The 14251-nt window shown below is 72.6% G+C and carries 12 protein-coding genes; 4 read left to right on the top strand and 8 right to left on the bottom strand.

Going from position 1 to position 14251, the window contains the following annotated elements:
• The 5 genes from GWK25_RS26190 to GWK25_RS26170 form a co-directional block, all read right to left on the bottom strand.
• Positions 1 to 1116: a serine hydrolase gene (locus GWK25_RS26190; RefSeq protein ID WP_215453604.1), complete on the bottom strand. Its 1116-nt coding sequence runs from the start codon at positions 1114 to 1116 to the stop codon at positions 1 to 3.
• Between the two features lie 129 nt (positions 1117 to 1245).
• A complete protein-coding gene (locus tag GWK25_RS26185) occupies positions 1246 to 2601 on the bottom strand; it encodes a CAP domain-containing protein (protein WP_215453601.1) in 1356 nt (451 codons plus the stop codon).
• Positions 2602 to 2641: 40 nt separating this feature from the next.
• Positions 2642 to 2959 (bottom strand): YkvA family protein, encoded by a 318-nt coding sequence (locus GWK25_RS26180; protein WP_215453598.1) that lies wholly within the window; start codon positions 2957 to 2959, stop codon positions 2642 to 2644.
• Between the two features lie 104 nt (positions 2960 to 3063).
• Positions 3064 to 3447, bottom strand: coding sequence for a hypothetical protein (locus GWK25_RS26175; RefSeq protein ID WP_215453597.1), 384 nt, complete (start codon positions 3445 to 3447; stop codon positions 3064 to 3066).
• Positions 3448 to 3724: 277 nt separating this feature from the next.
• Positions 3725 to 4648, bottom strand: a complete 924-nt coding sequence (locus GWK25_RS26170; RefSeq protein ID WP_215453596.1) for a MurR/RpiR family transcriptional regulator — start codon at positions 4646 to 4648, stop codon at positions 3725 to 3727.
• A gap of 154 nt (positions 4649 to 4802) precedes the next feature.
• On the opposite strand from GWK25_RS26170, the gene GWK25_RS26165 reads away from it, so the two are divergent.
• On the top strand, positions 4803 to 5192 hold the full coding sequence (locus GWK25_RS26165; protein ID WP_215453595.1) for a hypothetical protein: 390 nt from the start codon (positions 4803 to 4805) through the stop codon (positions 5190 to 5192).
• Positions 5192 to 6016: a DUF1206 domain-containing protein gene (locus tag GWK25_RS26160; RefSeq protein WP_215453594.1), complete on the top strand. Its 825-nt coding sequence runs from the start codon at positions 5192 to 5194 to the stop codon at positions 6014 to 6016. Before GWK25_RS26165 ends, GWK25_RS26160 begins: the two co-directional genes overlap by 1 nt.
• Positions 6017 to 6082: 66 nt before the next feature.
• Here the strand turns inward: GWK25_RS26160 and GWK25_RS26155 are convergent, their stop codons facing one another.
• The gene (locus GWK25_RS26155) at positions 6083 to 7795 is read right to left on the bottom strand and encodes a cholesterol oxidase substrate-binding domain-containing protein (RefSeq protein WP_215453593.1); all 1713 of its coding nucleotides are present in this window, start codon (positions 7793 to 7795) and stop codon (positions 6083 to 6085) included.
• A 147-nt stretch (positions 7796 to 7942) separates the two neighbouring features.
• Here GWK25_RS26155 and GWK25_RS26150 point away from each other — a divergent pair, with 147 nt between their 5' ends.
• Together GWK25_RS26150 and GWK25_RS26145 are read left to right on the top strand one after the other, a co-directional pair.
• Positions 7943 to 8434 carry a DUF6328 family protein gene (locus GWK25_RS26150; RefSeq protein ID WP_215453592.1) on the top strand — a complete coding sequence of 164 codons (492 nt, stop codon included), beginning with the start codon at positions 7943 to 7945 and terminating at the stop codon, positions 8432 to 8434.
• A gap of 106 nt (positions 8435 to 8540) precedes the next feature.
• Complete coding sequence (locus GWK25_RS26145) at positions 8541 to 11675, top strand: amidohydrolase family protein (protein ID WP_215453590.1); 3135 nt, start codon at positions 8541 to 8543, stop codon at positions 11673 to 11675.
• A gap of 22 nt (positions 11676 to 11697) precedes the next feature.
• On the opposite strand, the gene GWK25_RS26140 is transcribed toward GWK25_RS26145, so the two are convergent.
• Together GWK25_RS26140 and GWK25_RS26135 are read right to left on the bottom strand one after the other, a co-directional pair.
• A complete protein-coding gene (locus tag GWK25_RS26140; RefSeq protein WP_215453588.1) occupies positions 11698 to 12921 on the bottom strand; it encodes a 4-hydroxybenzoate 3-monooxygenase in 1224 nt (407 codons plus the stop codon).
• 84 nt (positions 12922 to 13005) lie between these two features.
• Positions 13006 to 14001: a pyridoxal-phosphate dependent enzyme gene (locus tag GWK25_RS26135; protein WP_215457584.1), complete on the bottom strand. Its 996-nt coding sequence runs from the start codon at positions 13999 to 14001 to the stop codon at positions 13006 to 13008.
• Between the last annotated feature and the right edge of the window lie 250 nt (positions 14002 to 14251).

Genomic DNA, 14251 nt, shown 5'->3' with positions numbered 1-14251 from the left:
TCAGCCGCAGAAGGTGGACTCCAGCGTGCGGTTCACCGTCGCGTACACGGTGCCGTTGTTGGACGTGTTGGCGAAGGAGGTCACGCTGCGCTTGCCGTTCTTCGAGGTGAACGCCCAGGTGTAGTAGCCCTGAACGGTTCCCGTGTGCCCGTACACCGAGACCCCGCACGACAGGTCGCGCCGGCGCAGCCCCAGGCCGTACGCCTGGGTGCTGTTGACCGGCGTCCACTTCAGCATCTCCTTCAGCCGGGCCGCCGAGGTGAGCTTGCCCTGGACCAGCGCGGACATGAACTTGTTCAGGTCCTTGGCACCGGACACCAGACCGCCGGCACTCTGCGCCCACGACGTCGTCTGCAGCGTCGAGTCGATCTTCTTCCCGGTGGAGTCGGCGGTCATGTAACCGCGCGAGTGCTTGCCGGGAATGGTGTTCTTCGGGTGGACGTAAAATGTGTCCGCCAGCTTCAGCGGTGTGATGATCCGCTCCTGGTACGCGGTCGCCACCGGCTTCTTGGTGATCTTCTCGATGAGCATGCCCGCGACCACGAAGCCCGCGTTCGAGTACGCGTAGGACGCGCCCGGCTTGTGGGTGAGCGGCTTGGCGAGCGACAGGTCCATCAACTGCCGGTAGGTGAACACCTTGTTCCGCACGTTCTCGAACCCCGCCACGCTGGGGGAGAAGAGGGTGTTGGCGTAGTCGTACAGTCCGCTGCGGTGGCTGAGCACATGGCGCACGGTGATCTTCTTGTCGGGCAGCAGACCCGGCAGGTACGTGTTGACGGAGGTGTCGAGCTTGATCTTGCCCTCGTCGACCAGCTGCAGCAGGACCACCGCCGTGAACGTCTTGGTGACGCTGCCGACCCGGATGCGGTCCCCGGTGCCGAGGGCCCGCTTGGTGGACCGGTCCGCGACGCCCTCCGCCAGGTGGTGCACCTTGCCGTTGTCGTCGATCCTCGCGAACGCGCCCGGCGCCCCCTGTGACAACGCGGTGCGCAGCGTTTTGCGCAGCTCGGTCGTGTCGGGCCCCGCCGCCGGGGCCGCGTGGGCGGGGACCGTCAGCAACGACAGCGCGACCGCGCCCAGCGTCACCACACCCGTGCCCACCGTTCTCGCAACCATCTGATCCGTCTCCTGTCACCCGCCGTCATCGACAGGGTGCATTGGAGTCGAGTGGTAACGGAGAGTCAAGTAGCCTGGTGCGGGGCCGAGTTGCCCGACCCGAAAGAGGGACAGTTCGTCAGATCGGTTTCATCCGCCGAAGAGCTGGGTCCAGTAGGTGCCGGCCGCGCCGCCGCCGGCGAACCCGACACCTATATGGGTGAAGCCGGGTTTGAGGATGTTGGCCCGGTGGCCGGGGCTGTTCATCCAGCCGCGCACCACCTCCGCGGCGGAGCGCTGACCGCAGGCGATGTTCTCCCCGATGGACCGGCGGGTGGAACCGGCCGCCGCCGCGCGGTGCCAGGGTTCGCGGCCGTCGGGGGAGGTGTGGGAGTAGAAGGTCCTGGCCACCATGTCGGCGCTGTGCGCCTGGGCGGCGGTGGTGAGGTGGGGGTCGGGGGAGAGCGGGGGCAGACCGGCCGCGGCCCGTTCGGTGTTGGTGAGGGCGATGACCTCGGTGGCGGTCCGGTGGAGACCGGCGGGGGAGAAGGGGTGGGCCCAGAGCACCGTCCAGAAGACGGTGCCCGAGCGGGGGTCGGTGGCGTGGCCGAGGCCCGTCTCGCTCCAGGCGGGGTCGCGGAGGGTGCGGCCGGCCCGTTCGTCGGAGAGGCAGTAGTCCACGAACTCCGCGGGGTTCCGGGGGCCGGAGACCAGGTGTTCGCCGATGGTGAGGTAGGCGTAGCCGGTGCTGGTGACGCGCTGGTGGACGGAGACGCCGTCCCTGCCTTCGGCCGCGAGGCGGCCCTGGGCGGCCATCGCGGTGGCGTGGGCCTGGGCGGCGGCCGACAGGCGGGCGTCGGCGGAGACGGGGCGAGAACCAGCCGTGGCTCGGGTGGAGTTGACCAGGTCGAGGTAGTGGGTCCGGGGGGAGGCGGGGGTTCGTGCGCTTGTGGGGCGCGTGCGCGTCGGTGGGGGCTGGTCGCGCAGTTCCCCGCGCCCCTGACGGGGCGCCGGTGTGGGCGTTTCTTCCTCCAGCACCTCCACCCCGAAGTCCCGCGCCACCCCCGCCAGCCCTTCCGCGTACCCCTGGCCCAGGGCCCGCAGCTTCCAGACCGGCCCCTTGCGGTACAGCTCCGCCAACAGAAGTACCGTCTCGCGGGTGGGTCTCGGTGGGGTGAAGCGGGCGAGCGGGCGGCCGTCGGGGGTGGTGACGAGCAGGGTCGGGGCGGGCAGGTGGCCCAACGGTGTGTCGGGCGCGGACGGGCTGATCGCGAGGGTGAGACGGGTGGCGCCGGGGCGCAGGGCCGGTGGGTGCACCGTCAGCGTGTCTCCGGACAACTGGGCGCCGGGGGCCGTCGGCTGGTTGTAGAAGACGAAGTCCGCGTCCCCGCGGACCTTGCCGGTGTCGTCGGTCACGAGGGCGGAGACGTCGAAAGGGCCCGGCACCCTGATGGTCAGGGGGCCGCTCGGCAGAGGGGTGTTGCCCCCGGGTACCAGCTCGTTCATCGGTGCCGTCCGTCGCAGTGACCGTCAGCCCGACAACGTCTCATCCCCGCAGGGCGGTTCCCGTGCCCTCCTGCTGCTCCATGGCGGCCAGGGCGTCCTGGCGGCCGGAACGCATGGACCTGATCGCCAGGAGCAGGACCCCGATGTCGTCCAGGTAGACCGGGTCGGGGACCAGGTCGGTCGGCAGGACGAGATAGAGCACGGCGCCCCAGAAGACCCACTTGGGGCCGGTGGGGAGTCCGGCCCGGCGCAGCTCGCTCCGGGTGCGGACGAGCCGGAGGAGCAGCCAGACGGCCGCTCCGAGAAGAGCGGCCGCGACCACCGCGACCGCGACGATCACCCACGTCCAGGAATCCATCGGTCCCGCCCCTCTGTCGGGCCGGGCGCTCCGCCCGGCCGGTGCCTGTCCATCGTCTTCCCCCCTGGGACGCGGTGTACCGCGACGCGCGGGGGAGGGGCGGGTCAGTGCGAGGCGCGGGCCAGGTTGTGGTCGACGAGGGCCTGGCTGACGGCCCGGATGGAGCGGGCCATGTGGTTCAGCTGCATGACCTCGGCGGCGTACATCTTGATGGTGTGCTCGATGACCGACTCGGACATGCCGAGGCTGGGCAGCTCGGAACGGGCGGTCTGCAGGGCGGTACGGGCGACCCGGATCTCGTGCTGGACCTGGATCTGCGCGTGGCGGGCGAGCAGCACGGGGTGGCGCATCAACGCCGGGTAGGAGCCGTAACGGGCCGGTACCAGCTCGCGCAGCCACCTGGCCGCGGACCTCTCCCAGTCGTAACTGCCCGGTGTCTTGACCTGACACGGCCAGTCCGTGCGGAGGGGCGAGGAGGTGAGGGCCATGTTCAACGCTCCGGTCTTGCATCGACGCCATTGTGTGCAACGGGTGTGGAGTCTGGGCGGCCCCGGCATAGGGGATGGCCGGGGCCGCCTCACCCGGGGCGCCGTTGCGGGTAGGAGCGGACGGACCCGGGCGGACGGCGTGCCCCGGAGTCCCCCGGGTCACGATCCGCGAGCAGTATTTATATATACCGATGAGTTTGCAAGGGCATGAAAAAATTCATGTCGCGAAAGGGGTGAATAATCCCCTGCTGTCCGGACCAGACCGGGGCGAACGGGATCAGTCCCGCAGGAAGAACTGGTGCTGCTCCGAGACCTGCTCGTACGCCTCCAGGCGGGCCTGGGTGCGCTCAGGATCTGCGTCGGTCATGGCCTGGAGCAGGGCGGAGGACATCATCACGGGCGCCGCGTAGGAGTCGAAGACCAGGCGTGAGCCGGTGCCCGTGGCGAAGACGGCGTCGGCCTCGTCCGCGAGCGGCCCGAGCGCCAGATCGGTCACCAGGGCCACCCTGAGGCCGGCGCCGTGGGCGACCCGCAGCGCGGTCAGGGTCTCGTGTGCGTGCCGCGGCATGGAGAAGGCCAGGACCCAGGTGCCCCCCGCCTCGCGGGACTGCAGCAGCGCGTCGTAGGCGACCGTGCCGCCCTTCGTCACCAGCCGGACGTCGGGGTGGATACGGCGGGCGGCGTAAGCGAAGTACTCGGCGAGCGCGCCGGAGATCCGGAGGCCGAGGACGGTCAGCGGGGCCGAGCGGGACAGGGCACGGCCGATCTCGATGACCTGGTCGGGGTCGGCGAAGTCGCGCCGCAGGTTCTCCAGGTTCTCGATCTCGGCGTCCACGGCGGCCTGCAGTTCGTTGCTGCGGTCCGCCGCGGAGATCCCCGGGGCGCTGCCGAGGGTGGCGAGCGCGATGGCCTGGAGCCGCTCCCGCAGCGCGGGGTAGCCGCTGAAACCGACGGCGGCCGCGAACCGGGTCACCGAGGGCTGGCTGACGCCGACCCGTTCCGCGAGATCGGTGATCGACAGGAACGCGGCCTCGGTGATGTGCTCGATCAGGTACTGGGCGATCCGCCGCTGCCCCGGGGACAGCCGGGGGCCGTCGAACAGCTCCCTGAGCCGGGACGTGGGCGACTGCTCGGTGTCCGCGGCCGTCCGCCCCGACGTGATCGCTGATGCCTGCGCACGTGCCTGCTGCGGCGATGCCACCCGCGCGCCTCCTTCGTCTCCCACGAGCACTCAACATAGCCCACGGCCCGCGCGGTGCCGGGCGGATCCCGCGACCTGCGAGAACCCCGTTTCGGGCACACCATGGGGGTACCCGGGGTACCCGCACCCTGTCGTCACACGAGGGAGAAGGCTCGTGACCCTGCCCAGTCTGCCCGTGTCCCAGGTGGAGGTCGTGCTCTGCGACTGCTCCGCCCAGGACGCCGAACGCGTCTTCGCCTGTCTGCGCGCCCACTTCGAGTCCGACCGGCGCCCCGACGACCCGCCGCACGAGACCGGCACCGACCGGCCCACGATGTGGACCGGCATGTACGACACGGCCGCCACCGTCACCACCGGCGCCGGCCCGCACCCCGAGTCGCCGTCCGCGCCCGTCACGGTCGAGGTCCAGGGCAGCCCGCCGGCCGTACGGCTGCTGCGGTCCGCGCTGGAGGAGGAGTACGCCGTGCGCCAGGTCGGCGTCGAGGCCGGTGACCAGGAGGTCCAGCTCCAGCTGCGGGTCGAGGGGCGGGAGGGGCGCGGCTGATGACGACTCTGGGGGTGGGCGGGCGCGCGGCGCGGAGTTCGGTGACCGAGGGTGCGGCCCGCGCCGGACTGACCGCGCGTGGCGTCATCTATCTGCTGGTCGGGGCGCTGGCCCTGCAGATCGCGTTCGGCGGGAGTTCGGAGCAGGCGGACCGGCAGGGCGCCCTGGAGGAGATCTCCGAGAGGCCGCTGGGTTCCGTGATGCTGTGGGCCCTGGGCATCGGCCTGGTGGGCATGGCGCTGTGGCGGTTGTCGGAGGCCGTGTTCGGGGCGGCGGGCCCCGACGGCCGTAAGTGGACCAAGCGGCTCGCGTCCGCCGCGCGCTTCGTCTTCTACGCCTTCGTCGCCTACTCGGTGCTGACCTTCGCGGCGGGCGGGGGCAGCGGCGGAGGGGGCGGCGGGTCCAGCGACGAGCAGTCCCGGGACGTGACGGCCCGCGCGCTCGAACTCCCCGGCGGCCAGTGGCTCGTGGGCGCGGCGGGTCTCGGCGTGATCGCCGCGGGCGGCTGGATCGGCGTACGCGCCGCGATGCGCTCGTACCACAAGCACCTCCGGCTCGGCGAGATGTCACGGCGCACGCGCCGCCTCGTCGACGTCACCGGTGTGGTCGGCGGGATCGCGCGCGGCCTGGTGTTCGCCACGGCCGGTGTCTTCGCCGTGCGCGCCGCGATCGAGTACGAGCCCGACAAGGCCAAGGGGCTCGACGACACCCTCCGCTCCTTCGCCGACTCCCCCGCCGGCCCGGCGCTGCTGGCCTGTGTCGCGGTCGGGCTGGTCCTGTTCGGTCTGTTCTCGTTCGCCATGGCGCGCTGGCGCAAGGTGTGAGGCACGGCAGGAGGACGAGCTGTCGAAGAGCGGGGCGCGTCCTCCTCGGCCGGGCGCCGGATTCGCTCACGGGAACAGTCGGTCGAGGAAGGCGTTCCCGTAGACCCGGTGCGGGTCGAGCCGGTCCAGGACCTCCCGCGCACCGGCCCAGCCCGGCCCCGCGCCGTCGTCGAAGGACGCCGGCACGACCGTGCCGAGCACTTCCTCGTCGCGCCAGGCGGCCTCGTCCGTGTAGCCCCAGCCCTTGGACCACTCGACCCGGGTGAGGGCGTGACCACCGTCGTACGTGGTGAGCAGGAACCGCTCCAGCTCCCGGAAGAACGCCTCCGCGTCCGGCGTCCCCGGCAGCGTCAGCACATCCAGCCACACGGCGGTGTCCCACTCGGGCCGGTCGGCGCGCGGCCGCAGCGCCGACAGCAGCGGAGCGCGGGCGCCGGCCACCCCGACGTCCGCCGGGTCGTCGAGTCCGGTGACCCTGATCTCCACCGACCCGTTGACGGGGTACCGCCCCCGGGCCGCGTACGCGGCGAGCCGCTCCCGGTAGAACGCCGCGAACTCGGAGACCACGCGCTGTACCTGGTCCCGTGAGGTGAGCACCGCGTACCCGTTGGCCGTGACCCGCAGCGTGGTCGGCTTCAGATAGAGGAGCGTGTTCTTCGACGGCCCCCAGATGTCCGCCGAGAACGTGGTCGTCAGCCCCAGCGTGGCCGTGGTCAGCTGCGCGTTGCCCAGCACCGGCGCGAGATACCAGGCGGCGTCGGACACCATCCGCCCGACGAGGTCGGCGACGACCTTCGGCACGTTGTCCGAGAAGGGGTAGTTGTACGGCGAGGTCACGCGCCGCGAGGTGAGCGGACGGGTCGGCTCGACGCTCCACACCTTGAACCAGGGGAAGTCGGTGAACGCGAACCAGATCGCCTCCAGGCGCCCCGCCTCGTCCAGGAAGCTCGCGAACGTCCGCCCTCCGGAGCCGGGCGCGGCGAACAGCTCCCCGGCCGGGATGTCGGTCCGGCTCAGGCACCGCAGATTGCTGTTCGCCCCCACCCGCAGCACGGCCTCCGTGACCAGCGCGCGGCCGACATGGGTGAGCAGCGCGGCCCCGTCCGCGTCGTCCCGCCGGAAGGTCCGCAGGACGTAGGCGTCGCTGTCGGCGTCCCACACCACCGCCGTCAGCGACAGCACGAGATTGCTGAGCGACCCGTACGTGTGGCCGGGCGGCCGTGTCTCCCCGGCCGCGGGTACGGCCGTGCCGTGCGCGTCGACCGCGAGGGCGCCGCCGAGGGAGAGGTCACCGGGCGCGGGGCAGGCGGTCACTCCGAGGCCGTGGCCCTCCAGGAAGGTCAGCATCGCTTCCAGCGAGGCGCCGGAGCCCACCCGGACGGCGGCCGGCTCGGTGGACTCCAGGGTCATGGCGGTGAGGTGCGCGGTCGTGTCGACGAGCAGCACCGGGGCGTCCGAGTCGGTACCGGGGGTGATCGTCAGGGGCGACCAGCCGTGGGAGTGGCCGCGTGCGCGGACCGTCCAACCCTGCCGCCGTGCCCAGTTGACGACCGCCACGACCTGTTCCGCGTCGGCCGGCGCGCACGCCCACAGGCCGGACGCGGTGATCTCCCCGTCCCAGTTGCGGTACACCGACCTGTACAGCTCGACGTCCGCGGGGAAGCCGGGCAGTTCGGCCGCGGCGGCGGCCGGGTCCTGGCGGACGAGCTGCGGGGTGAGGGCGAGGGCGGCGGTGCCGAGGAGGAAACCCCGGCGGGACGTTGCTGAGGAGTCGGTCACGGTGATCACGTTAGGCCGGGCATGGGCACAAGTGACCGATCCGCCATCTGGATTCACTCGTGCGAGTGAAGCGTCGGTGGGGTGGGCCAGAGCGGCGGGGTCGCGGCACCATTCAGGGAAAAGCACACCGACCGACCGGGAGGACCTGTGACCGAGGTGCACGGCAACCAGGGCCGAGGCCGCGACGAGACCGAGGACGAGCGGGCCGACCGCCGCTGGAGCGAACTCATCCAGGAGGTGCGGGTCGCCCAGACCGGCGTGCAGATCCTGTTCGGCTTCCTGCTCACCGTCGTCTTCACCCCGCGCTACGACGGACTGCCGCAGACGGAGAAGACCATCTACATCGTCACCGTCGTCCTCGGCGCCGCCGCCACCGGCGCCCTGATCGGCCCCGTCTCCTTCCACCGGATCGTCGCCGGACGCCGTATCAAACCCGCCGCCGTCGAGTGGGCGAGCAGACTGACCGTCGTCGGCCTGATCCTCCTCCTCGCCACGATGACGGCGGCCCTGCTGCTGATCCTGCGCGTGGCCACCCACGACGAGTACGTGCCGTGGCTCGTCGGCTGCGTGGTCCTCTGGTACCTGCTGTGCTGGTTCGCTCTCCCGGCCTGGATCCGCCGCCGTCACACCGGCGGGTGACGGCACCCGGTGGCGTGAATGGCGGTGTTGCCCGTGGGCCGTGTGGTGCGCGAGCGTGCCATGTCATGGACCGTGACCAGAGTCGCCCCACCCCACCCCGCGTCAGATGTGTATAAGAGACAGGGCCGCCCCCGCGGCCGCCCGGCCCCGTACCGCCGACGCGGCCCTCTCCCTCACCTTCACCCGGGCCACCAACGGCTCGGCGACCCTCGCGCCCGCCGGCGACACACTGATCGCCGAGGTCCAGAGCGGTCTGTGGTCACTCCCGCGCGGCGGCGGCCAGGCGGTCCCCCTCACCCCGGCCGGCCTCGAACCCAACCGGCCCACCCACTCCCCGGACGGCGATCTCGTCGCGTTCTGCGCCTACCAGGGCGGCGGCTTCCACCTGTGGACCATGCGCCCCGACGGCTCCGACCTGAGGCAGCGCACCGACGGCCCCTGGGACGACCGCGCACCGGCCTGGTCGCCCGACGGCACCCGGCTCGCCTTCGGCTCCGAGCGCGGCGGCGACCCCGACGCCCCCTCCGGCGGCAGCCCCTACCGCATCCACGTCCTGCACCTGGGCACCGGCGCCATCACCCCCGTCACCGGCCTGCCCGACCAGGGAGGCCCCCTCCAGGACGGCCCGTGGGAGGACTTCGACCCCACCTGGTCACCGGACGGCACCCGGCTGCTGTTCGTGCGGGCCAAGGTCATCACCACCGGCGCCACCCCCTCCGTCGAGTCCCGCACGATCGCCGCCGTGGCCGCCGACGGCACCGGTGCGGTCACCGTCGAACACACCGAGACCGCCGCGGCCCAGGTCATGACCCCCGCCCTCGCCGCCGACGGCCGTCTCGCCCACCTGCGCACCACCGCCTCCCCGAACGGCTCCTGCACCCTGGTCGTTGCCGGGAAGCCCGTCCCGGTCGACGGCGACCTCGCGCCCGTGCCACCCCGCTGGACGGCCGACGGCCGACTGCTGGTCACGCTCGACGGCGCCTTCACCCTCGTACGCCCCGAGGAACCCGCGGAGCCGGAGGAGATCCCCTTCGAGGGCGTCCTCCCGGTGAAGCGGCCGCGCTACCGCGTCAAGGAGTACGACCTCGGCCAGGAGCGGGTCCGCCCCGTGCGCGGCATCCACCTGCCCGCGCTGTCGCCGGACGGCCGCAGCATCGCCTTCGCCGCCCTCAACTCGCTCTGGGTGGCCGGCACCTCGGGCGGTCGCCGACCGAAGAGGTTGCGCGAGTCGCCGCCCACCCGCACCCTGCTCGCGCCCTCCTGGGCACCCGACGGGCGCTCGCTCGTCTACGCCGACGACCGCGACGGACTGCTCGGCGTCTACCGACACGATCCGGCCACCGGTGAGGAGAGCGCCCTCGCGACCGGCGGCCGGGTCATGCCCGCGCTCTCGCCCGACGGCGAGCGGCTCGCGTGCCTCGACCTGGCCGGCCGGCTGGTCGTCCGGGACCTGGCGAGCGGTGCGGAACGCGTCCTCGTGGCACCGCTCGGCGGCGGCGGAATCCCCGGCAGGCCGAGCTGGTCGCCCGACGGCCGCCATCTCGCACTGTGCGATCGCAACCGTCTGGGCGCCCGCTTCCGGGAGGGCTACAACCTGATCCGGGTCGTCGACGCCACGACCGGCGCCGACCGGCTGCACACGGTCGCGCCCCACACATCCATCGCCGACCGCTACGACTCCGGACCCGTCTGGTCACCCGACGGACGCTGGATGGCCGTGATCGTCGAGTCCGCGCTCTGTCTACTGCCCGTAGCCCCCGACGGCACCCCGCGCGGCGGACTGCGCACCCTCACCACCGAACCGGCCGACCACCCCAGCTGGTCGGGCGACTCCAGGACCCTGCTCTACCAGTCCGGCACCAGGCTCCGGCTGATCGACGTCTCCGGCGAGCACACCCGTACCGTCCGCGTGCCGCTGGACCGTACCCGGCCCACCCCCGCCGACATCGTCGTCCACGCGGGGCAGGTGTGGGACGGCACCGGCGAGACGGTCCGCGACGACGTCGACATCGTCGTACGCGGCGGCCGGATCACCGCCGTGGAAGCGCACCGGGGCAAACGCCGCGCCGCGCTCCGCCGGATCGACGCCTCCGCGCACACCGTGATCCCCGGCCTCTGGGACAGCCACACCCACCCCTGGCAGAGCACCTACGGCAGCCGCCAGGCCACCGGACAGCTCACCTACGGTGTCACCACCGCCGTCTCCCTGGGCGGCTTCGCCCACGAACAGGCACGCATCCGCGAGGAGGTGAACGCCGGCCGGCTCGCCGGACCCCGGCTCCTCACCACCGGCGAACTCCTCGACGGTGCCCGGGTCGCGTACAGCATGGGTCGTGCCCACCGCACGAGGGCCGGACTGCGCCGCTCCCTCGAACGAGCCGAGGCCCTCGACTGGGACTTCGTCAAGACCTATGTGCGGGCGCCCGGTTGGGTGATGAGCGAGGCCGCGCGCTTCGCCCACGAACGCCTCGGCGTGCGCACCGGCGGCCATCTGCTCTCCCCGGGAGTCCAGCTCGGCCAGGACCTGACGACCCATCTCCAGGCCACCCAGCGCGCGGAGTTCGGTCATGCCATCACCATGACCGGGCGGGCCTACCAGGACGTGGCCGAGATCTACACCCGGCAGGGAGTGGACTTCTCCCTGATCGCGACCCCCTTCACGGCCTCACCCCTCATGGGCGCCGACCCGGCGCTGGCCGACGACCCCCGGGTCACGGTCGTCATGCCGCCGTGGGACGCGGCCGTCGTCCGGCAGGGCGCGGGGGTCCCGCCGACCCCCGCCCAGCTCGCCGCGCTGCGCACCGAGACCGACATCTACCGGCGGATCCTCGCGGCGGGCGGCGTCGTCGCCCTCGGTACCGACCAGCCGCTCGGCCCCGTCGGCCTCTTCCTCCACCTCGCCCTGCGCGCCCTGCACTCCGGGGGCCTCAGCCCCGCCGAGACCCTGCGCACCGCGACCGTCCTTCCGGCCCGGCTCTTCGGTCTCGAGGACGACCTCGGCACGGTCGAGACGGGCAAGCTCGCCGACCTGACGATCGTCGACGGCGACCCCTTCACGGACTTCACCGACCTCGTCCGCACGGTGACGGTGCTGCGGGGCGGAACGCCGTACACCACCGAGGAGTTGGTGGCCGCCTACCGGCCCTCCGCCCGACGGGTGAAGGCCGCTGGGACGGAGGAGGACTGGCTGGAGGTCGGCCGGCTGATGCGCCGGGACGGCTGCTGCCACGACGGCCACTGAACGTCCCGACGACCGCCCGGGATCAGTGATCGGTTCCCTTGCCGATGAAAAGCTCCGCGAAGGTCGACGCGGCGGCGGGGGAACCGAGCACCCGGCGGAGCCTCGCGGTGGCGGCACCGGCCCGGAACGGGTCGCCGGACGACGGCCCGTGCAGCAGCTCCGCCAGCCACTGCGAGAACTCCTGGTAGTGCCAGACCCGGCGCAGACAGGCGTCCGAATAGCCGCGCAGCCCACGGTCGTCGCCCGTGCGGAGGCGGGCGGTCAGGGCGTCCGCCAGCAGCAGGGCGTCGTACAGGGCCAGGTTCATGCCCTTCGCGGCGATGGGTGCGACGAGGTGCGCGGCGTCACCGGCGAGGTACAGCCGGCCGTACGCCATCGGTTCGGTGACGTAGTTGTGCATGTCGAGCACCCGCTTCTCGACCAGCGGGCCCTCGGTGAGCGGTCGTGCGCCGGGCGCCGCGAGGCGGGCGTGCAGCTCCGACCAGACCCGGTCGTCCGGCCAGTTCGCCGGGTCGTCGCCGGCCGGGACCTCCAGGTAGTAGCGGGTGACCTCGGGGCTGCGCGCCATGTGCCCCGCGAAGCCCCGGGGATGCACACCGAGGACGACGCAGTCGGACGACGGGGGTGCCTCGGCGAGCAGCGCCAGCCATCCGACCCCGTGGTCGTGCCGGGCGACCGTGGCGTGCCCGGCCGGCAGCACGGTCCGCGTGACACCGCGGGCACCGTCACAGCCGGCGACGAACTCACAGGCCAGGACGTGCCGTTCACCGGTCGCCGGGTCCACGTACGACACGGACGGCTGCTCGCCGTCGATGTCGTGCAGCGCGACCTCGCGCACGCCGAACCGGATGTCACCGCCCCGGACGTCCGCGTACTCCCGGACCAGATCCGTCACGAGCAGCGGCTGCGGGTAGACGTAGTGGTGATGACCGGTGATCTCCGTGTACGGGAAGCGCTGCCGCCCACCCGCGAAACGGAACTCGAACTCCGTGTGCACCGGGGCCCGTTCCAGGAGCCGCCCGGCCAGTCCGCGCCGCTCCAGGGCGCGCACCGCCCACTCCTCCAGGAACCCGGCCCGGGGTCGCCGCTCGATGTACTCGCGGCTCCCGGTCTCCAGCACCACGCAGTCCACGGAGGCGGCGCGCAGGATGTTGCCGACGGTGAGCCCGGCCGGTCCGGCGCCGACGATGACGACGGGGGTGCGCTCGGGCGGGTGCGGACCCGGGAGGGGGGTGGGGGTGGTCACCCGAGCATTATGCCGGGTGACCGCAGACCGGGAGCTGTCCTCAAGTGAGGCGCCTGACAAGGGCCTTGGGGCAGAGACTGCCTGTCACCGCAGTTCGAACCGGCGGGCCCATTCCGCGATGTCGGCCGTCGTCGCGTTCCCGCCGCAGACCACGAGGCCCAGCCGGGCGCCGTCCCCGACGCGTTCGAGGACCTGCCGGGCGGCGGGCAGCAGACAGCCGGCGGCCGGCTCTGTCCACACCTTGCCGTGCTCGGCGAGGTCCAGGACCCCTTGCACCGCCTCGGCGTCGGAGACCACGAGGACGTCCTCGACGAGGGCGGTCACATGGTCGTAGGTGAGCCGGGAGACGGACGGGGCGCTGAGTGTGGTGACGACGGAGGAGAGAGGGACGGTCACGGGTCCGCCCGCCGCGATCGCGTCGGCCATCGCCGTGGCGCCGACGGTTTCCACGCCCCAGACGCGGACGCCGGGCAGCAGTGCCCTGAAGGCGGCGGCCACGCCGGCGACGAGGCCGCCGCCACCGATGCTGACGAGCACGTCCGTGGGCACGCCGGTGTCCCCGGTGGCCGCCGTCGCCCCGGAGTTCCCGAGGTCCTCGGCGAACTCCAGGCCCACGGTGCCCTGCCCGGCGATCACCAACGGGTCGTCGAACGGGTGGACCAGGGTGAGGCCCTCCGACCGGAGCCGCTCGGTGAGCGCGAACGCCTCCGCCATCCCGTCCGTGAGCCGCAGCGAGGCGCCGGCGGCCTCGACGAGGTCGGCGGCCCGGCGGGGAGCGGACCGGGACATCACCACGGTCGCCTTGATGTGCAGGGCGGCGGCCATGTGCGCCAGCGCGATGCCGTGGTTGCCACCGCTGACCGCCACGACCCCGGCGGCCCGCTCCGCCTCCGAGAGCGTCAGCAGCTTCGCCGTGGCGCCGCGCGCCTTGAACGAGCCGGTGCGCTGCAGCAGTTCCAGCTTCGTGGTCACCGGGGCGCCGAGCAGCGCGGACAGCCCCGGGCTCGGCACGGTGGGCGTCCGCACGACGTGGCCGGCGATCCGCTGGGCGGCGTCCTGGATCTCGCCGATCCCGATCAACACGATGTCACTCCGTTCGGTGGGGCCGGTGTTCCTGGGGTGCGGGGGCGGGTGGGTCGTAGGGTGCGTCGTCGGGTGCGGGTGAGTGGGGCTTCTCGCGCAGTTCCCCGCGCCCCTGAAAAGCAGGGGCTGCGCCCCGTGCTTTTCATGCCCGCCGGGCCGTTGTTTTTAGGGGCGCAGGGAACTGCGCGAGAAAGCCCCACCGGGCCCGCAGACGACAACGCACCCGAATGCCCGAGCTCCCCCCGCT

This window comes from Streptomyces sp. ATCC 21386, assembly GCF_018728545.1.
Lineage (GTDB): Bacteria > Actinomycetota > Actinomycetes > Streptomycetales > Streptomycetaceae > Streptomyces.
The sequence above is the reverse complement of the archived record's forward strand: the minus strand, read 5'-3'. Positions and strand labels throughout refer to the sequence as shown.